Here is a 24831-nt window from a genome sequence, read left to right as displayed (position 1 = left end):
TAAATGATTTGAAAATCCTCTATACTGAGTGTAAGGAGGGATCATGATGACGGAAAAAGAGAAGATGATTCGTGGTGAATTATATTTAGCTGGTGATGAGACGCTCGTCGCAGACCGGAAGCATGCTCGGCGATTGACCGAGCGATTCAATCGTTCCGGGATTGATGATTTGACTGAGCGGAAAGAAATTCTTAGTGAGTTACTCGGTTCGACGAAAGAGTCGTATTACATCGAACCGAATTTCAAATGTGATTACGGGTATAATATTCACTTAGGTGAACGATTCTATGCGAACTTTGACTGTGTCTTCCTTGACATCTGTCCGATCACTTTCGGGGATGACTGTATGCTTGCGCCGGGGGTACATATTTACACGGCAACACACCCGATCGACCCGATTGAGCGCATCTCTGGGTATGAGTTCGGAAAACCTGTGACAATCGGGAACCGGGTGTGGATTGGTGGAGGGGCCATCATCAATCCGGGTGTGACGATTGGTGATGAGGCAGTCATCGCATCTGGTGCAGTCGTCACAAAAGATGTGCCACCACGGACGGTCGTGGGAGGAAACCCGGCGCGCGTGATCAAAACGATTGACTGAGAAAAACTCCTGAACACGAGGTTCAGGAGTTTTTTACGTGACTGGTTTCTATGAATTGCTGGATTGCTGTATGTGCAAGCTGAAGTGCCGCTTCGTCACCGATGGTCACTCGAATGCCCGTCGGTTGTTTCGACGTGTGTACGTTCAATGCAGTCAAATGCGTCCATACCGCTTCAGGTTGCTCGAGTTCGATGTACAAAAAGTTTGTCGAGGCAGGTAGGACATGACCAATTGAATTAAATGCGGATGCCCACTTTTGACGCATCTCGTCATGCCATTCGATTGTTTCTTGAAGATAAGTCACATCTTTTAAGAAGATGTTACAAATCTTTGCACTCACCCCGCTAATGTTGAACGGTGGGATGAATTGACGGAAATAGTGTGCGAGTTCGTTGTTTGTCACCATGAATCCGATTCGTACGTTTGCCAATCCAAACGCTTTTGACATCGTGCGAAGCACGATGAGATTCGGATGGTTCGCAATGAAAGGAATCATGCTCGCATCTGGTGAGAAGTCCATATAGGCCTCATCCACCACGATATATGGCACGAGTGAGGCGAGATGCGTCAACTCTTCTACGGTCCACAGCTTCCCGGTTGGATTGTTCGGATTCGAGAGAAGAAGAAGCTTCGGATGATGCGTTTCGATTGCCTCTACAATTGCCTCATACGATAAATCAACGGCTTGAACATGATGACCGTGTGCGATGGTCGTGAAAATGGGATACATCGAAAAGTCAGGTGCCGGAGACAAGACGATGTCATGTGGTGTGAGCAATGCTTGCGTCACGACATGAATCATCTCATCACTCCCACAACCGACGAGTAATTGCTCGGGTGTGACGCCAACGTACGCAGCGTAGCGTTCGAACAATTCATTGATCGGTTCTACCGGATATTCGTGTAAATCATTATACGTCAACGAATCAAGCTGATTCTTGATGCGGTCAGGTAACGGGAATTGACTTTCATTTTGGTTTAACCGATGTCCCGTCGGATATACGACGGGATAGATCGGTAGCTCGACTTGTCTCATTCAGTTGGCTCCATCGAGAACCATTTTTTCACCAATTCATCGATTTCGCCAGACTCCATCATTTTGTTCAATTCTTCGTTGAACTGGTCGCGTAACTCATCATCTAATTTGAAGGCAGCAGCTGATCCTTTTTCGCCATCTTCTTTCAAAGCGAATGTATAGAAGCTGTCATCTTGGTCTAAATATTTTTGTGCGACCGTGTCTTCGATGACCATTGCATCGATTCGACCTGTGTTCAACTCTTGAACGATTTCAGGGATCTTGTTCAACGATACGAGTTCAGCGTCAGGTGCTTGTTCTTTAGCGATATTTTCTTGAATCGAAGCCGTTTGGACACCGATTTTCTTACCAGACAAATCTTCGATTGCCTGAAGGGACTCGTCTTTAGTCATGATCAAGTTTGTCGCGGATAGATAGATGTCTGAGAAATCGGCATTCTCTTTACGCTCTTCTGTTGGCGTCATCCCGGCCATGACGAAGTCGACACGCCCGCTATTGAGGGCTCCGAGTAAGCTACCGAAGTCCATATCTTCAATCTTCAATTCGTAACCGAGACGTTCTGTGATTGTCTCCGCGATTTCAATATCAAATCCGACAATCGCATCCCCGTTTGCCGTATCGACAAATTCATATGGGAAGTAATCGGCGCTCGTCCCCATGACGAGCGTTTTTTGTTCTGTCGCTTCACCTTCTGTCTCTTGACTACATGCACCGAGTAATACTGCGCTCATCATAAGTGATCCTGCTAATAACCATTTTTTCATATGTGTATAATGCCTCCCTGTTGTAGATGAGACTAAGTGTATATGTATGATTATTAATTGTAAAGCATAAATATACGAAATTATTAAAAAGAGAAGCACTTTCTATCTGAAAGCGTTCTCTTATTAGTTTTTCAACAGATAAGACATGATTTGCTCGATTGGAATTTCTCGATTGTCCATCGTATAGGTTTGTAAGTAAGGATGGTTAGTAGGCCGTTTGCAGCGTTCATTCATCTTAGACCAATTCTCATACGAAACTTGATCCATTTGACTCGGCCGTCTGACACGGTTTCGAAGTCGTGTGTTAATTTCTTCGTAATTTTCATGACGACACTCGATATAACGGTAAGTCGCTCCGTACTTGGTGGAAATCGCTATCCCTTTATCGAGTATTTCATCATAGAGACAAGGACTGTCGAGAATGACGTTTTGTCCAAGTGATAAGTGATACTCGACGAGGGACCAATCGACATCATAAGCCATCTTCCCGATTTCTCCATCCGAGAAGTTGCCATCAGGAAGCGTATGGAGTAGGGCGGTCTTTGAAACATCATGATCGATGACGACCGCATGTACGTGTTGGATGATTCGTTTAGCCAATGTGGATTTTCCTGATCCAGGTGTTCCAGACATTTGAAGAAAAAACAGATGATCACCTCACATCTAAGTAGGAGCAAATCTTATTACTCATACAACTTGATTTACTTGTTAAAAAGGCTCATTTCCTTAAGATAGTCTTCGATACAATCGACCTGAATAACCTGATAGGGTTAGTTGAAGGTTTGATCCGATGTTAGCATTTGCATACCATGATGACGTTCCCGTCAAGATCTTTGAAATTGAACCAATGTTCGTGCTCAATGGGTGTAATGACCTCAATGTCGTGTTGAGTCATATAAGAATAAGCTTGATGAATATCGTGTGTATTTAAGTGAAACAGTGGTGTCTGGATGATGTTATCTTTTGAGTAGATGTTGCTATCTAAAACGAGGTTGGTACCCTCTAATGGAATGACATATAAATGGTCGAATAAGATTTCTCCTTTTGTTGAAAGATCGAATAAATCACAATACCAGTCACGCGCTTTTTGAATATCACTCACCGGAATAAAGATGGTGCCGATTTTGTGAAGGATAGGGTTCATGGAAATTTATGCCTTTTCAATTGATGAATGAATTTTGCAACATCTTTCCGAGATTTTAAGACGATGATCTGTTTCTCGTGAGAATATTGTTTGATTCGTTTGACCATCTCCGGTTTTTGAACGTCAGGAAAATTCCAAACCCACTTGAGGAATGCGAAATCGAGTTTTTCCTCACAGGATGCGCCCATGTCCGGTCGCGTCGTACCACGATATCGGACGACTCGTTTAAGGACACGGTATATACAGACGATGCGTGGAAGATCGATTAAAATGACAGTGTCCGCTGCCTGCAGTCGTAAATCAAGCGTATTCCCGAAGTTTCCATCGATGACCCATTCATCTTTTTTCACGAGTCGTTGTTGAATATCGATTCGTTCCTCTCTTGGCGCCATCACCCATCCCGGTCTCCACATGAGGGCGTCCAAATGATAGACATCGAGATGTAATCCTTCACCGAGTTGACGGGCGAGTGTGGATTTCCCCGCACCACCAGAACCGATGATCATGATGCGTTTCATATAGTCACTTCTTTCATTGATGGACTCGATAAGATTAACTTTGCCCGTGCATCCATGTTTTCTGGTAGATTTTGTAGTGAAAAATATTTTAAATCTATTCCTTCATCATCGTTTAAACATAACGTGCCCGTCACTGTGTCAGTGATGAATAAATGGGTAACATTATGTACTTGATCGCCATTTGGATATTCAAAGAAAAAATCAGGTCCAGAGAAAACTGAGATTAGAGTTAATTGGTTGGAAGAGAGACCCGTTTCTTCATACAATTCTCTTTGTGCTGTTTGTTCAATTGTTTCTCCGGGTTCCATCGCCCCTCCAGGAAGTCCCCATTCCTTTGTATCTTTCCTTAGTTGAAATAAAAATTCTTGATTATCATTTTGTACAGCTACTGCAGCACCGACCATAATGAAAGGACGGTTACCGATGAGCTCTCTCATCGAATGTATATAATTTTTCAACTTATTCATCCTCCAATACAATCCATTTCTTCAATTGACCGTCCTCTTCGTAAATGACCCGGACATCCATCTGTCCGATGACGAGACGTTGTTCCGAACTGAACACGACAATCGGATAGTTCGTGGACACGGGCTTGTCCGTCTCAAAAATAGGGCTATGCGCCTGCATCGCGTAATAGCCGTCCGATCTCGTGTTGGCCGCTCCTGCATCAATCTGTGTCACATGGTCAAATCCTCTCAGTCTGAGCACATAACTATAAGACGTTCTCGCTCCTTGCTCGAGACGCCATTCTTCGATGATGGCTGATTTGTCGTCCACCGATCGCTCTTCTAGCACTTTCTGTACCGTATACTCTTTTTCGTAAGGAATCATCTCCTGGATGCTGACGACTGTCATCGTCGCGAGCTTGAGCGATTCCTCGGAAGGTGGGGTAATCAGTATACCAATAAAGATGAGGATAGGAATCAATAAATAAACCATGACACGACTACGCATTTTCATCACCTTACCTTTTCAGACTGTAAACTATTTCTGCATAAGAGAATCAGTTCCCTTCAAAAGAACGCTGGAATCTCAAAAACCGATTCATTTCTTCAATTTTTTAAAGGAGCAGGTATGATACAGATAGGAGGGATGTACATGAAAATCGGGGTCATAGGTGGAGGTGTCGCGGGCTTGACGGCAGCTGCGCTCGCGCAACAAAAAGGGCATGATGTCATCGTCTTTGAAGCATCGCGTGAATGGGGCGGGTGTGCCGGCAAGTTTCAACGGGGTGACTATTTGTTTCCTGCAGGCGCAACACTCGGTATGGGGTTCGAACGAGGAGGGGTCCATCAGCGGGTTCTTGAAACATTAGGAGAATCGGTCAAGGTGACGTTACTGGACGAGGTGATGGACATTCATCTGCCTGGCGTCACCCTCACTTACTATCGCGACCGAGAACGTCTGCTTGATGAGCTCAGTCATGCGTTCCCAGAGAACCACGAGGCAATCCATGCGTTTTATCGTGAAGTGTGGGGTGACTTTGAGAAGATTCGTCCGTTGTTTCAGCAGTTACCTGCACTTCCGTTTCGCACGACATCGGATATGGTATACGCAATGAAGGGGTTCCGACCGAAACAACTTACCACGCTCCTGAAACTCCAGCGGCCACTCGGTGACACGTTGGCTCGTCATGGATTGAACGGTACGATGTTCGAGCGATTTATCGATGGAGTCCTGCTCGATAGTTTGCAGACCGGTGCGAAAGAAGCGAGTCATTTACTCGGTGCAGTGGCGCTGTCGGTCTATCACGAAGGAGCGTACTATGTGGAAGGTGGGCTATATCAATTGGCTCATGCGTTAGAGCGCGCCGTCCGAACGTTTGGTGGCGAGACGAAATTAGGGAGAGACGTCCAGTCCATCGAACGAGTGACGGATGGATGGCTCATCACCGATCGAAGAGGACGACTTGAACTAGTCGATGTGATTGTTTCCGCCATCCCGATTGAGCGGACGAGCGAACTTCTTAAAGGACAGGAACAACGACGCTTCAAACGACAATATCGAAGACAGTTGAAGCAGTCGCAATGGGGCACGTTCAGTCTCTACCTCGTCTTGCCTGAGGATGTCTGTCAACAGCAACCACTATTTCAACAAATCTATCACGAGCGATTACCGAGTGGGCATGCGTTCATATCCATGTCGGCGCCGGATGACGTGTTGCGCACAGAAAAACCGGAACGGACCATTACGGTATCCACGCATATCGATTTATCAGAATGGCAACATTGGAAAGACCGGGCGGCATATGAGAAACTAGAACAAGATTGGACCAATCGTCTCGTCGACGTCGTCGCGACTGGATTTCCCGATTGGGACCGTGAATCGTCACTTCTCCTTCCTGGTGGACCAGGTGCATGGGTGAAGTATACGAAGCGACCGCATGGGGCAGTCGGGGGGTATGCCCAGACGCCAAGCCAGGCGTTGTTCCGTGCCGCGAGTTATCGCACAGACTTGCCGAACTTTTATGTATGCGGGGATACCGTATTTCCAGGGGCGGGGACGATTGGCGCAATGACGAGCGGGTTACATGTTGCCCGAGCACTCGGGGTGACGATTGATTAGGGGGATATTGATGAAGAAAAAAACATTTGATGAACTGACAACATTGGAATTGTATCGCTTACTGGCGCTACGGACTGAGATTTTCGTCGTCGAACAGAACTGTCCGTATCAAGAAATCGATGGAAAAGATGAACAAGCCATCCATTATTGGATCGAAGAAGATGGAGAGATTGTCTCTGCCCTTCGTGTTTTGACGGAAGCCTCTCCAGTCGCCATCGGACGTGTCGTCACGAAAGCGACGCATCGAGGGAAAGGTCATTCTCGTAAGCTGATGGAAGCTGCAATTAAGGATTTTGGTCATGAGACATTATATCTGCAAGCTCAGACATATGTGGAACCTTTTTATGCCTCGTTTGGCTTCAAACGGACAAGTGATGTGTATCAAGAAGATCGTATTCCACACGTCGATATGTTACGAGAATCAACGAATCCCGCTAGTACCGTTTCCGAATCGTTCATGTTAGAATGAGAAAGAACATTCACGTGCCTTTGAGCACGATTACATCATAGACATAAAGGGGTTTACAATGGTGACCGATCAACAAGTAATTGCAAAAGCAAGAGAATTGGCAGACGTATTAGCACAAACACCAGAAGTGGCGCGTTTCAAAGAAGCGGAAGCGAAAGTGAACGGAAGTGACCGCGTACAGACGTTGATTAAACGAATCAAGTTCTTACAAAAAGAAGCCGTAAACTGTAAGCATTACGGCAAGACGGAAGCACTTGCGAAAGTCGAACAGAAGATCGATAAAGCGATGGAAGAACTCGATTCAATCCCGGTCGTTCAAGCATTCCAGGAGACACAAGTCGAAGTGAACGATTTGCTTCAATACGTGACGGTCACGCTCGCGAACTCCGTGACGGACCGCATCATCGAATCGACGGACGGAGACGTCCTTGCAGGGAAGACAGGGAGCGGCATGGCGGCTGAACAAGCACGCGGCGGCTGCGGATACTAAAACGACACAGCTGGCCGATGGTCAGCTGTTGTACTTTCTAGAGGTGAATCAACATGCAAGAAGTCCATCAGACACCAATGATGAAACAATATTTCTCAATCAAGGCAGACTATCCGGACGCCTTTTTATTCTATCGACTCGGTGACTTTTACGAGTTGTTTTTTGAAGATGCACAAATTGTCGCGAAAGAGTTAGAGCTCACGCTCACTTCTAAAAATGGGAAGCAGGCCGAGCATCCAATTCCGATGTGTGGTGTCCCACATCATTCGGCGGCAATCTACATCGAACAACTGATCGAAAAAGGATTCAACGTCGCCATCTGCGAACAGACAGAAGATCCGAAAGCGACAAAAGGACTTGTGAAGCGAGAAGTCATTCAAGTGATCACGCCAGGTACATACATGGCATCACTCAGCGAAAAAGAGAACCGTTATCTCGTCGCCATCTCGGACGTCGCGGGACGTTTTGGGATTGCTAGAGGTGACGTGACGACGGGGGAATCGTGGTTGACGACGCTCTCGTCAGAAGAAGCCGTCTTACGAGAAATCGAAGGATTGCTTCCGAACGAGGTCATCGTTGAGGATGAACGACTCGCTGACTTGTTAAAACAGACCGGCATTCCTCTCTCGATTCAAGTGGACAAGCGGGAGAGTCCACTCGCACAAGGTGCGAAAGACGAGGCGCAGCGCTCGGCATTTGAGTTGCTGTTCGCCTATCTCACGAAAACACAGAAGCGTTCGCTCGATCACTTGCAACCGGCTGTCGCCTATGAGGTCGAACAGCATATGCAGCTCGACGCCAATACGGCCAGAAACCTTGAACTGTTTCGTTCCGCTCGTTCGGGAGAACGGAAAGGGTCACTCCTTTCACTACTTGATGAGACGACGACGGCGATGGGCGGTCGTTTGTTGAAACGCTGGCTCGAACAACCGCTTTATACCGAACAAGGCATCAAAGAGCGACAGGACGCCGTGGAGAACTTAGTGGACGACTTCATGTTGCGCGATCAACTACAGGAAGAGTTGAAGCGAGTCTATGACATCGAACGCCTTGTCGCGAAAGTTGGGTACGGGACAGCGAATGCGCGAGATCTCGTCCAACTTCGCGACACGCTCGAGCGGATGCCTTCTGTCCGGTCACTCTTACAAACAGTGAAAGCGGATCGTTTGCAGCAAATCGAACAGAATCTCGACTCGTTCGAGACGTTGAGTGAACAGCTCCGGACTGCCCTCGTCGACTCACCTCCGATCTCGACGAAAGAAGGTGGGATGATTCGTCACGGGTATTCAGAAGAGCTCGATGAACTGCTAGAAGCGAAAGCGAACGGGAAATCGTGGATTGCCAACCTCGAACAACAGGAACGTATCGCAACCGGCATCAAGTCGTTGAAAGTCGGTTATAACCGCGTATTCGGCTACTACTTGGAAGTGACGAAGGCGAATGCGAAACTGCTCGAAGAAGGGCGTTATGAGCGGAAACAGACATTGACGAATGCGGAACGATACATTACGCCTGAGCTAAAAGAGAAGGAAGCCCTCATCTTAGGAGCGGAAGAGAAGAGCTGTACGCTCGAATATGACTTGTTTGTCGCACTTCGAGAAGAAGTGAAGACGTACACGAAGGCTCTTCAGCAATTGGCCCGTTCACTCAGTGAGTTGGATGTGCTCCTCGCCCTTGCCGTTGTAGCGGAAAGACGAGAATATGTACGCCCGAAAACTACATCGCACGTACAAATCGAACGCGGCCGTCACCCTGTCATTGAGACGGTCTTGCCGCGAGGTGAGTATGTCGCTAATGACTTGACACTTGACGACACACGTCAAATGTTACTCATCACCGGACCGAACATGTCCGGTAAATCGACGTATATGCGTCAGTTTGCGTTGATTGCGATCCTTCATCAAATCGGTTCATTCGTCCCGGCAGAAGCAGCAGAACTCCCGCTCTTTGACCGCATCTTTACACGGATCGGTGCGGCGGACGATTTGGTGAGCGGACAGTCGACGTTCATGGTCGAGATGACCGAGACGCGACAAGCCGTCACAGAGGCGACGAGCAATAGTCTGATTCTATTGGATGAGATTGGTCGAGGGACGTCAACGTATGATGGGATGGCACTTGCACAGGCAATTGTCGAGTATATTGCCTCAACAATCGGAGCGAAGACACTCTTCTCGACGCACTATCATGAACTGACGGTGCTCGAGGATTCGATTCCGACACTTGAGAATGTTCATGTTCGGGCGATTGAGCGGGATGGGCGTGTCGTCTTCCTCCATGAAGTGCATCCAGGACGTGCGGATAAATCGTATGGGATTCACGTGGCGGAATTGGCCGAACTCCCAGATTCATTGATTGACCGGGCACGGACGATTCTGTCAGAACTCGAATCCGAAGCAACGAAACCTGCTTTGAACGAGCAAACCGCTCCACCTCAAGTGGAAGAAGTCAGTCAGTTGTCATTGTTCGAGTCGAATGACGCTGTTCGAGAACAGCTGCTCAAACTCGATCTATTGGCAATGAATCCAATCGAAGCGATGCAGGCGCTCTACGAACTGCAACAGACCGCAAAGAAAGGGTGAGTCGATGGGAATCATTCGAGAGTTACCGGAACAACTCGCGAACCGAATCGCAGCCGGGGAGGTCGTCGAACGACCGGCTTCCGTTGTCAAAGAATTAGTCGAGAATGCGATCGATGCGGGAGCGACGAAAGTGGACGTCGACTTACAAGAGGCGGGTATCCGTCTCATCAAAGTCCGTGACAACGGGCATGGGTTCCATGAAGAAGACGCAGCCCGAGCCTTCTTACGACATGCGACGAGTAAAATCCGGGACGAGCATGACTTGTTTCGTATTCGGACGCTCGGTTTCCGTGGTGAGGCACTTGCCTCGATTGCGTCGGTCAGTCACGTCTCGTTAAAGTCTAAACGAGCAGATGAAGACGGTTTTGAGATGACGCTTGAAGGCGGTGTCGTAAAGGAGACGAATCCGGCGGCGGCGAATGTCGGAACCGAGATCGCGGTCAGTCAACTTTTCTTCAACACACCGGCTCGTCTGAAATATTTGAAGACATCGGCTACAGAACTCGCGAGCATTACCGATACGTTGAACCGTTTGGCACTGTCTCATCCAGAGATTCGCTTCACCGTCTTTCATGAAGAGAAAGAATTATTGCGCACGAACGGCAATGGAGACTTGAAACAAGTCATGCTCGCCATCTATGGTCGACAAGTCGCCGCACAAATCGTTACGGCGTCGAGCAAGACGAACGACTATACGTTGAGCGCGCATCTCGTACGCCCGGAAGTGACCCGTTCGAACAAACAATATGTGACCCTCATCTTAAACGGTCGAAGCATCAAGAACTTTGCACTGACACAAAGTGTGCTCGAAGGCTATCATACGCTCTTACCGATTGGTCGCTATCCGATTGCCGTGCTCGAAGTGAAGATGGACCCGATGTTGATTGACGTGAACGTCCATCCGACGAAACGTGAAGTACGCTTGTCGAAAGAAAAAGAACTATGCCAGCTCATCCGAGAGACCGTTCAATTGACGCTCCGTGAGCAACGTCTCATTCCGTCTGTGAAACAAGAATCAAAACCAAAACGAGAGACACCGTCCGAACAGTCGAAACTCGACTTCTCGATGGAACCGCAACCTAAACAAGTAGACACGGTCGAGTGGAATTATCCGATTCCTCGTGAGCGAAAAGAGTCGCTCACGTCTCCTTCCCAGTGGAACCCGGCGCCGCTCGTTCATGAACCAGAGCCGGAGATGCTCCAGGTAGAACAGGTCGAGGAACCCGTTCTTCAGTCCGAACGTCTTCCAGCATTAGACGTCATCGGACAACTGCACTCGAGTTATATCGTCTGTGGAGCGGAAGACGGGATGTACGTGATGGACCAACATGCTGCCCAGGAACGCATCAAGTATGAATTGTTTTATGAGCAGTTAGGACGTCCGGAAAAAGAGTATCAGCTTCTGTTGATTCCGTTAACGTTAGAGTTCACGCAAGAAGAGACGCTCGCCATCGAAGAAGTGCTCCCGCTTCTAGCAGAAGCCGGTATCACATTAGAACCGTTTGGGGGAAACACGTTCCTCGTGCGCGAGATTCCGACATGGTATCCGCAACATGACTTAGAGGGTACAATTCGTGATCTAGTGGAGATGGCGATTCAACAACGCTCGATTGACATCGCGAAATATCGTGAGGAAGCATCAATCCTCATGGCGTGTAAACGGTCGATCAAAGCGAATCATCCACTCAATATGGACATGATGCGACAATTGATTGATGATTTAGGTCGTACGACGTCTCCATTCACTTGTCCGCACGGTCGTCCGATTCTCGTGAAGTGGAGCACGTACGAACTCGAGAAGTTGTTTAAACGCGTCATGTAATCGTCTTGTTACCTTGTTTTAATACGATGTAACGTTTATTTACAAGTCCTCATGGGAAAACTATACACATGTCACTCAACGCATCGAGGTTGAGAGGTGGCTTTTTCACTGCCTCACCCTCAAGATGTCGACATGAAATGTATATCCATGTAGGAGGAAAAGAAAATGACGAACAAACTTCAAGTATCAAAACGAGAATTACGCCCACGGTCACTACGCACGAAGTTGCGTAACGAAGGAAAAGCGTTAGGAGTTGTCTATGGTTATAAAGTAGATAGCACACCAATCGTGTTTGACGAGATGGACCTTCGTAAAATTCTTCGAGACCACGGTGACAACGCCTTGATTGAACTCCATTTCGATGGAAACAAGATCAACACGCTCGTGCACGGATCAGAAACAGATCCGTTCACAAACTTCTATCAGCACGTCGAATTTATGGCTGTGAAGATGGATGAAGAGACAGAAGTCGAAGCGGATATTGCCCTCGTCGGCGACGCGAAAGGCGTCAAAGAAGGCGGATATCTCGCTCAGTCGCTCTATAAAGTGACGGTTTCTGCGACACCTGCCAACATCCCTGAACGCATCGAACTTGACGTGTCAGACCTCGAAATCGGTGACTCGGTGACAGTAGCGGATCTTCCAGAAGACAAATCGTACACGATTGTCTCTGAACCAGATATGCACATCGCCTCTGTGAATGAGCCGGTTGCTGAGGAAGAGGAAGAAACTGAATCAGAGGAAGGTTCGACTGAAGAAGAAGCTTCTGAAGGATCTTCTGAAGAAACAGAAGAATCGACTGAGGATAAAGAATAATTGTAGAGAACGTGCTTCGAGAAATCGAAGCACTTTTTCTTTGTCACAAATCCGCCATATGTAAACGATTACGATGTGAACACTCTGTCAATTCCTTCTAGAGGTGATTGCCAACAGAGACTGTACAGTTTATATTGTTAATGATTTCACATATTCGAACTGATACTTTCCTATTTAATTATTCAGAAAGAAGGGTTTGTGACATGGCATCAATGGAAATCCATGCACTCGAATCATTACGGAAAAAAGCACAGGCTTCCTCGCAAATGATTCATTATCGTCCAATGGAATATTTTTTACGGGCAATGTTAGCCGGGATCTTTATCGGCTTTGCTTCAATCTTCACTTTGAAAGTCGTCAACGGTATGTATTTAGCGGAATCTCCGTTCACAACACTCATCGGGGGCTTCTCGTTCGGGATTGCGCTCGTCATGATCATCTATGGGGGAGCGGAGTTGTTCACGGGGAATACGATGTATTTCACAACGTCGACACTTCGCGGCTATACAACGCTCAGCGACACGATGCTCGTTTGGTTGCTCTGCTTCGTCGGGAACGCACTCGGGGGAATCTTATTCGCCTTACTACTTGCACCGACTGGCGTCATCCAAGAGCTCGGGATGAACAACTGGCTGTTCTCAGTCGTTGAGGGGAAAATGCATCATACGACGGTCGAAATTTTCTTCCGCGCCATCTTCTGTAACTGGATGGTCTGTCTCGCCATTTTCTTACCGAAACAAATGAAAAATGAATTCGCTCAAATTTTCTCGATGATTTTCCTTGTTGCCGTCTTCTTCGCTTCAGGATTCGACCATGTTATCGCCAACTTCGTCTTGTTCGCCTTGACGCTCGTCGTTCCACACCCTGAGACAATCAGCATGGCAGGTGCAATCCACAACTTGATTCCTGCGACGTTCGGTAACATTATCGGCGGCGCCCTCTTCATGGGAGCCATCTATACATGGCTCAACTCAAAAGGTCTCCGTGAGGCACAAGAATTAGAGGAAGAAGTCGAATTAAAAGTCGTCAAAGCTGCTAAATAAATGACGTTTGTCACAAATAACGTTGGGCCTTGTCTTACCGAAGACGAGGCTCTTTTTTGTCGTATGCTCACACGTAAACTGTCACAATATCGACTCGTGACCATCAAGAAAAATACGTGTCATAATCTATATATAGGATTTTAAAAACGTTTGTGAATGTTTTTAATCCATATATAGTGAGGTGATGGGTTTTGAAATTACTGCAGTTGTATGAGGATGTCTGCGTCTTACCAGACCAAGACTTGGTACAAGAAAATGCGAATGTGGACGGAAAGTCCCCACTTGGGAAACTAGCACGACTCTCTTCAGAAGTGTCGAAAGAATTGTCGCAGACATATTTGATGTCGGAGCGCTCAAAACAGGCCGTCACTGATAACTACTTATACGTGCACGACGCCGACTATTACATCACAGGATCGACGACATGTTGTCAAATACCACTCGGTCAATTATTAAAAGATGGATTCCATACGGGGCATGGAACAATCCGTTCGCCAAAGGACATTCGCTCCGCCATGGCGCTCGCGTCCATCATCCTTCAAGCGAATCAAAATATGCAGCATGGGGGTCAAGCGTTCCCGATGTTTGACGTCGATTTGGCACCGTACGTCGAGAAGACGTATGTGCGCCAATTGAGCAAACTCCAATCACTCCCTGTTGACTGGGACAAGACACAATTGGAACAACTCGCAGAAGAAGAGACGATCTCGGCGACATATCAGGCGTGTGAGGCGTTCATTCATAATGCGAACTCGATGCATTCACGAGGTGGCGGTCAAGTCCCGTTCGTTTCGATCAATTACGGGACGGATACCTCAAAGTGGGGACGCATCCTGATTCGGGAGTTACTTCGTGCCACGGAACGGGGATTAGGGAATGGAGAGACCCCGATTTTTCCTATTCAAATCTTTAAAGTAAAGGAAGGCATCAACTTCAACGAGGAAGACCCGAACGTTGATCTTTTCCGTAAAGCGTGTCGCGTCACAGGCAAACGGCTTTTCCCGAACTTCTCTTTCATCGATGCCCCGTTCAATGCCGCTTACTATGATGGGTCTCATGAATCTGAAGTGGCGTACATGGGTTGCCGCACTCGGGTCATGGGAAATAGACACGGAGAAGAGACATCAGTCGGTCGTGGCAATCTTTCCTTCTCCACACTCAATTTAGTGAAGATGGCACTGATCTCGGAGTCACTCTCTGACTTTTATCGCATTCTTAACCGATATATCGATATCGGCATCGAACAATTGGTTGAACGATTCGAGTATCAATGCACGCGTCGCGCTGAAGAGTTCCGTTTTCTTTACACACAAGGTGTCTGGCGCGGAAGTGAGCAGTTACATATACATGATGAGGTCCGAGATGTTTTGAAACAAGGAACGCTTTCCCTCGGCTTCATCGGACTCGCCGAAACGTTGAAGGTGTTGACGGGCAGTACACATGCCGAGTCGCGTGAAGCGGAACGACTTGGTCTCGATATCGTCACGCACTTAGCTGATCGGATGCGAGCGGCGGCCGAAACATACGATTTGAATTTCTCGTTGCTTGCGACACCGGCAGAAGGACTGTCAGGTAAATTTGTGACGCGAGACCAGGAAGAGTTCGGCATGATCGACGGGGTGACGAATCGTGCGTTTTACACAAATTCTTTCCACGTACCGGTATATCAAACCGTGTCCATCCGCGAAAAAATCCGAATCGAAGCACCATATCACACGTTGTGTGACGCGGGACACATCTCCTATGTCGAAGTCGATGGCTCGCTTGCCCATAATGCGGAAGCGGTAGAATCGATTGTCCGCTTGATGCGCCAGCATGATATCGGCTACGGTTCCATCAATCATCCCGTCGACCGCTGCGGGAATTGCGGGCTTGAAGGCTTGATTGACGCGGCTTGTCCGACTTGTGGAGAAGATGAGAAAATCGAACGAATCCGTCGTATCACTGGCTATTTGGTCGGGACGATGGACCGCTGGAATACGGCGAAGCGAGAAGAAGAGCGGGCGAGGGTGAAACATGATGCGCATTCTATCCGTCGTTGAGGAATCGGTCGTCGATGGACCGGGGATTCGAACGGTCATCTTTACTGCCGGCTGTCCCCACCATTGTAAAGGGTGTCATAATCCTTCCTCGTGGAATCCGGACGGTGGCGATGAGATTGAAGTGGATGAACTTGTCCGTCGCATAAAAATGAGTGGCTGGGACGGCGTGACCATCTCTGGAGGCGAACCGTTCCTGCAATCGTCAGCGCTGGCAAAACTCGTCATGGCATGTAAGTCGCTCGGTAAAAATGTGTGGGTGTATACGGGCTATACGATGGAACAGTTGGTAGCGATGCACGACGAAGCCGTTCAAACCGTGTTAGACTACGCCGATGTGCTCGTTGACGGTCGCTTTGAGCAGTCGCTACGAGATATGGGACTTCGCTTTCGGGGATCGCGTAATCAACGAATCATCTTTTTGAATAAAGTGTAATCGAGGCAGAGATGTCTCGATTTTTTGTATAATGATGAAAAAGGGGGATTTTTGATGAAATGGTGTAGTTTTGACATGCAAGAAGAGCAACGAGTGGGGATTGTCGAAGGCGATTTCGTCTACGATGTCAGCAATCAAGTACATACGACTAACTTATTAGAAGTGATTGCGCGTGAGTTCGAACCGGATATTGATTTAGACGTGGCGCCCTCATACCGAGTGACGGACGTGAAACTGCTCGCCCCGTACCGCCCATTGAAAAATGTGATTTGTATCGGGAAGAACTATGAAGAACACGTGAAAGAAATGGATACAGCGGGAGCGGGGAAACTCGTCATCTTCACGAAAGCACCAACTTCAGTCGTCGGACCAGAAGCGGTCATCGAGCGCCATCCGGAATTGACGGACAAACTCGACTATGAAGGCGAACTCGCGGTCATCATCGGAAAGTCGGGACGAGACATCGAATCGGTCGAAGAACACATTTTCGGATACACGATTCTAAACGACGTGACGGCACGAGACGTGCAAAAAGAACATGTCCAATTTTTCCGTGGCAAGTCACTCGATACGTTCTGTCCGATGGGACCATTTATCGTGACACCGGACGAGCTTCAATTTCCTCTCCAAATCAAAACAAGTGTTAACGGTGAGACACGTCAAAACGGGACGACAGCCGATATGATTCGTCCGATTGACGAGCTCATTCGTACACTGTCGAAAGGCATGACGCTCGAAGCGGGTGACATCATCGCTACTGGTACGCCGGCCGGAGTCGGACATGGGATGACACCACCGACCTATCTTCAAACGGGTGACACCGTCGAAGTGACGATTGAAGGTCTCGGCACGCTACGAAATGTGATTGTCTGAATGAAATGACGCAAAATGTGAAGAATCTTGTAATTCATTTATCATTTTATAAATGAGTGTTCCTCTTCGTTATAGTAAGGGTAGAAGATAACACAGAGGAGATGAATCATTATGGATCGTCACGATCAATCAAATGAACACGATCAATTACATGAATCAGAACAGCAAAAAGATTGGTTAGATACAGAACTCGGTTCATCCAACCGAGAAGAAGCAAAAGTACGAACACAGACAAAACCTTCATTCGTCAGCCGCATGTTCCCAGGACTTGTCGGTGGGGTCATCGGGGCATTGCTGACGGGCGCAATCGCTTACCCGTTTATCGATCAACCCGCAACGAATGTGAGTGATACGAACGTGACCTCGCAAGGGACTCCGGTCCAAACGTCATCAAACGTGTCTGACTCTTCAGTCACGAATGCCGTCGCGACCGCTCAGCCTGCCGTCGTGACCGTGAACAACTTCGCCCAAACTGGCTTCTCGAGTGAAGCGGTCGAGGCTGGAGTCGGTTCAGGGGTCATCTACAAAAAAGAAGGCGACTCGGCATTTATCGCAACGAACCATCACGTTGTCAACGGGGCAGACAAGCTGACGGTCACGTTTAATGACGGGACGACAGCAGAAGCAACGCTCATGGGCAGTGACGCGACGTATGACTTGGCGGTCTTGAAAGTGGACGCTGACAAAGTACCAGCTGTCATCTCAATCGGAAAATCGAGCGAATTGAAACCAGGTCAAACCGTCATCGCCATCGGGAATCCGCTCGGACAATTCGAGAACTCCGTGACACGCGGTGTCGTCTCATCGACGTCACGTCTCGTCCCGGTAGATACGGATGAGAACGGACAGGCTGACTTCAACGCAGAGGTCATTCAAACGGATGCGGCCATCAACCCAGGTAACTCGGGTGGTGCGTTAATCAACGAAGAAGGACAACTCGTCGGAATCAACTCGATGAAGATTGCGACGGCAGAAGTCGAGGGAGTCGGATTCTCGATTCCGGTCGACATCGCCCTTCCGCTAATCAATCAAATCGAACAGACGGGAGAAGTGAATCATCCTTCGCTCGGCGTATCGCTACGTGATGTGTCAGAATTCCCTCCAGGTTACTTGACGGAACAAATCAATTTACCTGAATCGGTAACGGCGGGAACGATAATCGTAGAAGTTCAACAAAACAGTTCAGCCGCAAAAGCGGGTCTTGTAGCGCGTGACGTCATCGTGAAAATCAATGACAAAGACGTCAGCTCGTTCATCGACCTCCGTAGTGAATTGATTCGAGATACGGACGGAACGGTCGACATCGAATATGTCCGTGACGGAAAAACGGAAACGGTTCAAGTTGAGATTCAAAACGCAAACGGTTCTGCATTGTAAAAGGTGGGCAACATGCCCGCCTTTTTTGCTATGCTTATACAAAAGGAGGATGAAATATGGTACGAAATTTATATGGAGTGTTATTATTCGGGGCAGGGATTTTGCATTTTGTCAGAGAGAAGGCGTTCATGTCGATTATTCCAAAGTCTTGGCCGTTCCGCCGCTTGATGGTGCAACTGAGCGGAGTCGTGGAAGTCGTCTTCGGGGCGATGCTCTTACTAAACAAAGGGACGACGTTCGTAAAGCGGACGCTACCGGCATTCTTTATCGCCGTCTTCCCAGCCAATATCAACATGGCCGTCAAACCTTCTAGAATCGGTGGGAAAGTCATTCCGAAATGGATTACATGGGGACGACTCCCGCTTCAATGGGTTTTGATCAAAGGTGTCAAAAAAATATAAAGGTGTGGAGATACATATGACAAACGTATTGAAATGGTTTGAACATTTTCATGCACATCCAGAAATCAGTTGGAAAGAAGTTGAGACGACTCGAACGATTGCATCCATCTTATCGGACTGGTCGATTCCGCATCGGACGTTTGAAGATGTGACCGGGGTGATCGCGGAGATTGGATCGGGTGAAGACGTGATTGCGGTCCGCGCCGATATCGATGCGTTATGGCAACAAGTGGACGGTACGTTTCGTGCGAACCATTCATGCGGGCACGACGCGAACATCAGCATGGTACTCGGTGCACTCGAACAATTGAAGGACGAGGCGTTACAGAAGCGGATCCGTTTCATCTTCCAACCTGCTGAAGAGCAAGGGAACGGGTCGCTCGCCATGATTGAGCGTGGCGCGTTAAAAGACGTGACGCAACTGTTCGGGATTCATTTGCGTCCACAAGAAGAGTTGAAGAAAGGCCAATACGCGGCGGCGATTCAGCATGGTGCTGCCTTCTTCTTAAAGGGAGAGGTCATTGGAGATGACGCGCACGGCGCAAGACCGCATCAAGGGCAAAACGCACTCGATGTCATCTTCACGATTCAACACATGCTCAAAAGCATTTACTTATCACCGTTTGAGCCACACTCCGTCAAGTTGACGAAAGTCCATGCTGGGAGTGACAACATGAACATCATTCCAGGAAATGCGACGTTCTCGATTGATGTCCGCGCTCAACAAAATGAGGAGTTGCTCGAACTGCGAAATCGTGTCGAAGACATGCTACTCCATGTCACTCAACTACATCGTGTGAAACTGGAATGGGAGTGGCAAGACTTCACACCAGGAGCTGTCGTTGGGGAACAGTCAAGTCAGATTGCGAAGCAGGCGATCGAGCAACGCTTCGGTCAGTCGGCTCTCGTCGAGAGGATTGTCACGTCAGGTAGCGATGATTTTCATTTCTATACCGTCGAGAAACCGACGCTTGATGCGACGATGATTGGAATCGGTGCAGATTTAGGTCCAGGACTTCATCATCCGCATATGACATTTGACCGTGATGCGTTAGAAGATGGGGCACGCCTGCTTGCGGATGCGCTCCGAATTGCAGCAACATAATTCAGGATGAGTGTGATAGACAGATGTCTGTCCACTCATTTTTTTATTGCATCAAATCTTTGTAAGCGCTATCATAACGTTATTAGCGACAATATAACGACAATTCTGAATTTTCGCTATAGGGGAGGAAGTTAGATGGAAACAACGGGGAACAAGCAAGACATGAAGCTAGGGTGGGCGCTCTTACCGCTAGGCGTGATGATCGTCGTCATGCTCATCTCGATCGTTAAGCTCGGACAAGGACCACACATCCCGCTCATCGTCGGGACGGCGGTCGCTTCGCTCGTCGCCTGGCGTCACGGGTTCAAGTGGAAAGAGATTGAAGAGATGATGTATAAAGGGATTCGTCTCGCTTTACCGGCAGTCGTCATCATCATTTTGGTCGGATTGACAATCGGTGCTTGGATTGGTGGGGGAATCGTTGCCACGATGATCTATTTCGGACTGAAGATCATCTCGCCGGCATACTTTTTATTAACGATTTGCCTCATCTGTGCGGTCGTCGCGCTCTCGATTGGGAGTTCATGGTCGACGATGGGTACAATCGGTGTAGCAGGGATGGGAATCGGACTGAGTATGGGGATACCAGCTCCGATGGTTGCGGGGGCCGTCATCTCTGGTGCTTATTTCGGCGACAAGATGTCACCATTGTCAGATACGACAAACTTGGCGGCAGGATTGACTCATACGAATCTATTCGTACATATTCGACACATGCTATATACGACCATTCCGGGACTCATCATCGCGCTAGGGGTATACGCTTGGCTTGGTAGACGGTTCGCGGATTCGACGACGGACTCGTCAGAGATCACACAGACGCTTAATATTCTTGAAGATAGTTTTGTCATCTCTCCATGGTTACTCGTCGTGCCGCTCGCTGTCATTTTGCTCGTCGCGAAAAAAGTACCAGCGATTCCAGCACTTGTTGTCGGGATTGCACTCGGTTTCTTGGCTCAAGTGTTCATCCAAGGCGGGACACTTTCAGACAGTGTAGGTGCTCTTCAAAGTGGCTATGTCATTGATACAGGTAATGAATTAGTCGATAACCTCTTCAGCCGAGGTGGTCTAGATGCGATGATGTACACGGTCTCCATGACGATTGTCGCGATGACGTTCGGTGGAATTTTAGAATATTCAGGTATGCTTCAATCGATCATGAATCAAATCCTGAAGTTGGCGAAAACGGCAGGCTCGTTGATTGCTTCAACGATTTTGGCGGGGATTGCGACAAATGCGACCTGTTCGGAGCAGTATATCTCGATTGTCGTCCCATCACGTATGTTTGCAGGCGCCTATGAAAAAATGGGACTACAATCGAAAAACTTATCACGCGCACTCGAGGACGGTGGAACATTGACATCGGTGTTCATCCCGTGGAATACGTGTGGGGTATTCATTCTTGGTACGCTCGGGGTCGGGGCATTCGAATACGCGCCTTACGCCGTCTTAAACTTTATCGTACCGGTCATTTCGATTCTGTATGCCTTTACGGGGTTCACAATCGAGCGCATGGCCGTCATTCAGCAAGAAGAGTCAGTTGTGAAGCAAGCAGCCCAATAAAACAATTCCCGGTCGTCAATCGACCGGGAATTGAAATTTATACACCGTACGAGGTCGACCTTGACTGTAGCTCATCTCTTCACCGATCGCATGAACGAGTTTCGCATCGACCAACTTCTTAATTAATCGCTCTGTCGTGCGACGGGTGACATGTAAATAATCGGTCAACTCTTTAGCCGTGAACTCAAGTTGATCACGTGAGAAGTGGATGAGTTTTTCGATATTGGTCGGACTCATACCGGTCTGTTTCATCATGTCGTAGACTCGTGTTTGCGTGACGCGAAAATGAATGGGTGATGGGTGATCCGAGAATATCAGTCGCTTCGAATCATCGACGATGCGCATCTGTCGTTCACTTTCTGCATAAAGCGCGAGTCGTGCATGGTCGAGAGCGCGCTGATAGTCTGAGCCATATCCGATGCCGACATGGACAGACGAGGGATTTGGTAAAACAACACCATTTGAAATAGCGGTCTCAATTTTGCCTTTATTCGATAAGATTGTGACCCCCTCTTCATTCGATTGTAGCAACTTGCCACCGAAGAATTGTTGGTCCGACACGTGTGCTAACGTCTCTTCACTCGAATTCGAATACTGAAGAATGGCAAACTGAGACTGATCTGATTTTTGCAATCGAATCTGCTGAAGAAAATCATTAAAATGGTGAAGAATCCTCTCTTTCGGTTCAATCATGAGTTGACTCTGATAGCCGTCACTCATTAATCGACGATGGACTTGCTCGACACTCGTCAAAGCGAATCGTGTCGTCCCATTTTCTTGAAGTTGTTTATGGAAGGCAATCAAGTCCTCGAAATTCATGTTCGGATGAAGCTGTTTCACTTGCGATTGCGAGATACGAGTAGGAAATGGCTCTAACATCGATTCAAGTCGTGATGTGTCGACGAGGTCAATCGATAGATGTTCAAGCTCGACGTGTTGCGTTAACGTCATATATAAGAGTGAAGTCAATAAGACGACATCGTCTTGAACGACATGATGAGCATACGGGAGGCTCGCCTTCTCCATCGCGTACGTATACGGAAATGAACCGGAGAAGAAAACACCGTCAAAAAAGTGTAGTTGATGGGCGATGTCTTTCGCTTCACGCGGGTCATCATAAGGAAACTCTTCAATCCGGACATCGGGTAAAGAAGAACCTTTTACAATATGTTGAATAAAAGCTGGTGAGCCGACGACGGCGATATGGATGGACATTACAAAATCCCCCTTGCAATTTAACGACCATATAACGACAATATAGAGGAAAGCGTAGACAAAGTAAAGGAGTGATGAACTTGAACATTCAAAGCATTGAAATTTTCTCGGTTCGATTCCCACTAAAAGTGCCATTTATCGTCAGTTATCATCGATATGACGATATGCCATCTGTCATCGTCAAAATGACCACGTCTTGCGGACTGATTGGATATGGTGAAGCGGTAGCAGATGAGCACGTGACGGGAGAGTCAGCTGAAAGTACGGTGAGTGTCCTCCGTCATCTATTGGCACCATTATTAATCGGGAAAAACCCGATGCATTTGGAGAGGATTCATGATGAGATGAACCGCACGATAAAAGGTGTTCCTGCAGCAAAAGCAGCGCTCGATATCGCATGTCACGATTTGATTGGGAAAAAATTAAATCAACCAGTCTACGAATGGATTGGCGGTCGATACCATGAGTCATTCCCGGTCACACACGTCTTAAGTATCGGAGAACCGGATCATATGGCACAAGAGGCTCTTGATCAAATCAATCAGGGCTATACAGCCGTGAAAATGAAAGTCGGGGTCGACGTACAAACGGACGTAGCACGTGTCAAAGCCGTGCGAGAAGCCGTTGGACCAAATGTCCCAATTCGGGTTGATGTCAATCAAGGGTGGGTCAACGCGGCCAATACAGTCCAAGCCATGCGTCTACTCGAACCGTACGGAATCGATTGGGTCGAGCAACCGGTCAAGGCGGATGACTTTGAAGGCATGCTCGAAGTAAAACAAAAAATTTCGGTTCCACTTATGATCGATGAAGGTCTGAAAGACATTCACGATATGAGACGGTTGACGATGATGCAAGCAGCCCATAAAGCGAACATCAAGCTTATGAAATGTGGTGGCATTTATCCGGCGAAGAAGTTGGTCCATATGGCGGAGATGTCAGGGATTGAATGCCAAATCGGCTCGATGGTCGAATCTTCGATCGCATCGAGTGCGGGATTCCATGTCGCCTTTTCAAGTAAGATCGTGAAAACGGTCGAGTTGACAGGACCGCTTCGCTTCGGGAAAGATGTCGGGAACTTAACATATGATTTGCCGATCATCTCATTGAACGACCGTCCTGGTCTCGGCATCGATGTCGATGAGGATCTATTGCGTGAACTGACGATCGATTCATATGTGATTGGAGAAGACTCACATGTGGCAAGGTGAGATCAAAGGTCTTCCGCTTCAAGTACATGTTCTGACGTTGTCAGACTTACCTGAGTTGTTGTCGATTCAAGAGGCAGTGATTCAAGCTTTGGCTGAACCGGAGCACTATCAATCATTATCAATTGAAGAATTCACAAAACTGTTGGCGGATCAGACGTTGATTGGGGCAATGTCTGAAGGGCGACTGATCGCATTCCGTGCCATGCTGATCCCGCCGATTGACGACGAACATTTAGGACGAGATATCGGCTGGCCGGAGGTTTCGCTTGAACGTGTCCTTTATCAGGAAGTGACGAATGTTCATCCAGATTTCCGGGGATATGGGTTACAGACGCACTTGGGCAAACTATTGATGTCACAAGTTGAATCGGATAACCGATTTGATGTCGTTTGTGCGACGGTCGCACCGTTCAATATTCCAAGTATGAAAGACAAGTTCACGCTCGGACTCCGAATCGGCGCATTGAAAGAAAAGTATGGCGGGAAACTCCGCTATATCTTTTACAAGGAGCTTCATCGTTCATGGCAACCCACCTCAGAAGTGGTGGATGTTCCGATGGAAGAACGGACGAGACAAGTCGAGTTACTCCAATCTGGTTGGTTCGGGACTGGTCTCATGAAACAAGGGGAACAGTGGGTTGTTCGATATGAGAAGTAATAAATCCTCGTCAAGCTGACGAGGATTCAGGCTGTTGACGAACCAGATCGCAAGATGCGATCTGGTTCGTCTTTTTTTATGTTCAACGAGCTTGAGGCGTTCT

General features: G+C 47.9%; 25 protein-coding genes. 17 read left to right on the top strand and 8 right to left on the bottom strand.

From position 1 onward, the window contains the following. Positions 1-46: 46 nt before the first annotated feature. Positions 47-601: a maltose acetyltransferase domain-containing protein gene (locus PQI28_RS00125; protein WP_445236737.1), complete on the top strand. Its 555-nt coding sequence runs from the start codon at positions 47-49 to the stop codon at positions 599-601. A 22-nt stretch (positions 602-623) separates the two neighbouring features. Here the strand turns inward: PQI28_RS00125 and PQI28_RS00120 are convergent, their stop codons facing one another. From PQI28_RS00120 to PQI28_RS00090, 7 genes are all read right to left on the bottom strand, one after another. Next, the gene (locus PQI28_RS00120) at positions 624-1637 is read right to left on the bottom strand and encodes a pyridoxal phosphate-dependent aminotransferase (RefSeq protein WP_339962300.1); all 1014 of its coding nucleotides are present in this window, start codon (positions 1635-1637) and stop codon (positions 624-626) included. Beyond that, positions 1634-2401 (bottom strand): transporter substrate-binding domain-containing protein, encoded by a 768-nt coding sequence (locus tag PQI28_RS00115; RefSeq protein ID WP_214775349.1) that lies wholly within the window; start codon positions 2399-2401, stop codon positions 1634-1636. The genes PQI28_RS00120 and PQI28_RS00115 overlap by 4 nt, the downstream gene beginning before the upstream one ends. Positions 2402-2524: 123 nt before the next feature. Further along, positions 2525-3034, bottom strand: a complete 510-nt coding sequence (locus PQI28_RS00110) for an AAA family ATPase (protein ID WP_339962299.1) — start codon at positions 3032-3034, stop codon at positions 2525-2527. 160 nt (positions 3035-3194) lie between these two features. Next, positions 3195-3545, bottom strand: a complete 351-nt coding sequence (locus tag PQI28_RS00105) for a VOC family protein (RefSeq protein WP_214757079.1) — start codon at positions 3543-3545, stop codon at positions 3195-3197. Further along, a complete protein-coding gene (locus tag PQI28_RS00100; protein WP_339962298.1) occupies positions 3542-4063 on the bottom strand; it encodes a DNA topology modulation protein in 522 nt (173 codons plus the stop codon). Before PQI28_RS00100 ends, PQI28_RS00105 begins: the two co-directional genes overlap by 4 nt. Next, positions 4060-4521, bottom strand: coding sequence for an NUDIX hydrolase (locus PQI28_RS00095; protein ID WP_251124884.1), 462 nt, complete (start codon positions 4519-4521; stop codon positions 4060-4062). Before PQI28_RS00095 ends, PQI28_RS00100 begins: the two co-directional genes overlap by 4 nt. 1 nt (position 4522) lies before the next feature. Continuing rightward, the gene (locus PQI28_RS00090; protein ID WP_339962297.1) at positions 4523-5023 is read right to left on the bottom strand and encodes a hypothetical protein; all 501 of its coding nucleotides are present in this window, start codon (positions 5021-5023) and stop codon (positions 4523-4525) included. 138 nt (positions 5024-5161) lie between these two features. On the opposite strand from PQI28_RS00090, the gene PQI28_RS00085 reads away from it, so the two are divergent. The 14 genes from PQI28_RS00085 to nhaC all read left to right on the top strand — a co-directional run bounded on the left by PQI28_RS00085 (position 5162) and on the right by nhaC (position 21644). Then, positions 5162-6628 (top strand): phytoene desaturase family protein, encoded by a 1467-nt coding sequence (locus tag PQI28_RS00085; protein WP_339962296.1) that lies wholly within the window; start codon positions 5162-5164, stop codon positions 6626-6628. Between the two features lie 10 nt (positions 6629-6638). After that, entirely contained in the window at positions 6639-7097 is a 459-nt protein-coding gene (locus PQI28_RS00080; protein ID WP_337873746.1) for a GNAT family N-acetyltransferase, read from the top strand. Between the two features lie 58 nt (positions 7098-7155). Beyond that, the gene (locus PQI28_RS00075) at positions 7156-7587 is read left to right on the top strand and encodes a RicAFT regulatory complex protein RicA family protein (RefSeq protein ID WP_012726155.1); all 432 of its coding nucleotides are present in this window, start codon (positions 7156-7158) and stop codon (positions 7585-7587) included. A gap of 53 nt (positions 7588-7640) precedes the next feature. Beyond that, on the top strand, positions 7641-10169 hold the full coding sequence (gene mutS / locus PQI28_RS00070; RefSeq protein WP_224860802.1) for a DNA mismatch repair protein MutS: 2529 nt from the start codon (positions 7641-7643) through the stop codon (positions 10167-10169). A 4-nt stretch (positions 10170-10173) separates the two neighbouring features. Beyond that, a complete protein-coding gene (gene mutL / locus PQI28_RS00065; protein ID WP_339962286.1) occupies positions 10174-11991 on the top strand; it encodes a DNA mismatch repair endonuclease MutL in 1818 nt (605 codons plus the stop codon). A 165-nt stretch (positions 11992-12156) separates the two neighbouring features. Further along, the gene (locus PQI28_RS00060; RefSeq protein WP_214783525.1) at positions 12157-12807 is read left to right on the top strand and encodes a 50S ribosomal protein L25/general stress protein Ctc; all 651 of its coding nucleotides are present in this window, start codon (positions 12157-12159) and stop codon (positions 12805-12807) included. Between the two features lie 212 nt (positions 12808-13019). Continuing rightward, entirely contained in the window at positions 13020-13850 is an 831-nt protein-coding gene (locus PQI28_RS00055) for a formate/nitrite transporter family protein (RefSeq protein WP_074035310.1), read from the top strand. Between the two features lie 191 nt (positions 13851-14041). Continuing rightward, the gene (locus tag PQI28_RS00050; RefSeq protein WP_339962281.1) at positions 14042-15892 is read left to right on the top strand and encodes an anaerobic ribonucleoside triphosphate reductase; all 1851 of its coding nucleotides are present in this window, start codon (positions 14042-14044) and stop codon (positions 15890-15892) included. Next, positions 15870-16325 carry an anaerobic ribonucleoside-triphosphate reductase activating protein gene (nrdG, locus tag PQI28_RS00045; RefSeq protein WP_339962279.1) on the top strand — a complete coding sequence of 152 codons (456 nt, stop codon included), beginning with the start codon at positions 15870-15872 and terminating at the stop codon, positions 16323-16325. Before PQI28_RS00050 ends, nrdG begins: the two co-directional genes overlap by 23 nt. A gap of 54 nt (positions 16326-16379) precedes the next feature. Further along, positions 16380-17198, top strand: coding sequence for a fumarylacetoacetate hydrolase family protein (locus PQI28_RS00040; RefSeq protein WP_339962277.1), 819 nt, complete (start codon positions 16380-16382; stop codon positions 17196-17198). A gap of 111 nt (positions 17199-17309) precedes the next feature. After that, a complete protein-coding gene (locus tag PQI28_RS00035; RefSeq protein WP_339962275.1) occupies positions 17310-18575 on the top strand; it encodes a S1C family serine protease in 1266 nt (421 codons plus the stop codon). Between the two features lie 56 nt (positions 18576-18631). After that, complete coding sequence (locus tag PQI28_RS00030) at positions 18632-18976, top strand: DoxX family protein (protein WP_074034557.1); 345 nt, start codon at positions 18632-18634, stop codon at positions 18974-18976. A 16-nt stretch (positions 18977-18992) separates the two neighbouring features. Then, positions 18993-20081: an amidohydrolase gene (locus tag PQI28_RS00025; RefSeq protein WP_339962271.1), complete on the top strand. Its 1089-nt coding sequence runs from the start codon at positions 18993-18995 to the stop codon at positions 20079-20081. Between the two features lie 135 nt (positions 20082-20216). Beyond that, positions 20217-21644: a Na+/H+ antiporter NhaC gene (gene nhaC, locus PQI28_RS00020; protein ID WP_337873758.1), complete on the top strand. Its 1428-nt coding sequence runs from the start codon at positions 20217-20219 to the stop codon at positions 21642-21644. A 15-nt stretch (positions 21645-21659) separates the two neighbouring features. On the opposite strand, the gene PQI28_RS00015 is transcribed toward nhaC, so the two are convergent. After that, positions 21660-22859, bottom strand: a complete 1200-nt coding sequence (locus PQI28_RS00015; RefSeq protein ID WP_339962270.1) for a hypothetical protein — start codon at positions 22857-22859, stop codon at positions 21660-21662. A gap of 80 nt (positions 22860-22939) precedes the next feature. Here PQI28_RS00015 and PQI28_RS00010 point away from each other — a divergent pair, with 80 nt between their 5' ends. Together PQI28_RS00010 and PQI28_RS00005 are read left to right on the top strand one after the other, a co-directional pair. Beyond that, positions 22940-24070: a mandelate racemase/muconate lactonizing enzyme family protein gene (locus PQI28_RS00010; RefSeq protein WP_339962268.1), complete on the top strand. Its 1131-nt coding sequence runs from the start codon at positions 22940-22942 to the stop codon at positions 24068-24070. Beyond that, positions 24057-24728 (top strand): hypothetical protein, encoded by a 672-nt coding sequence (locus tag PQI28_RS00005; RefSeq protein ID WP_339962266.1) that lies wholly within the window; start codon positions 24057-24059, stop codon positions 24726-24728. The genes PQI28_RS00010 and PQI28_RS00005 overlap by 14 nt, the downstream gene beginning before the upstream one ends. The last annotated feature ends 103 nt before the right edge of the window (positions 24729-24831 follow it).

The sequence above is a fragment of the Exiguobacterium sp. USCH10 genome (assembly GCF_037619445.1).
Lineage (GTDB): Bacteria > Bacillota > Bacilli > Exiguobacteriales > Exiguobacteriaceae > Exiguobacterium > Exiguobacterium aestuarii_A.
The sequence above is the reverse complement of the archived record's forward strand: the minus strand, read 5'-3'. Positions and strand labels throughout refer to the sequence as shown.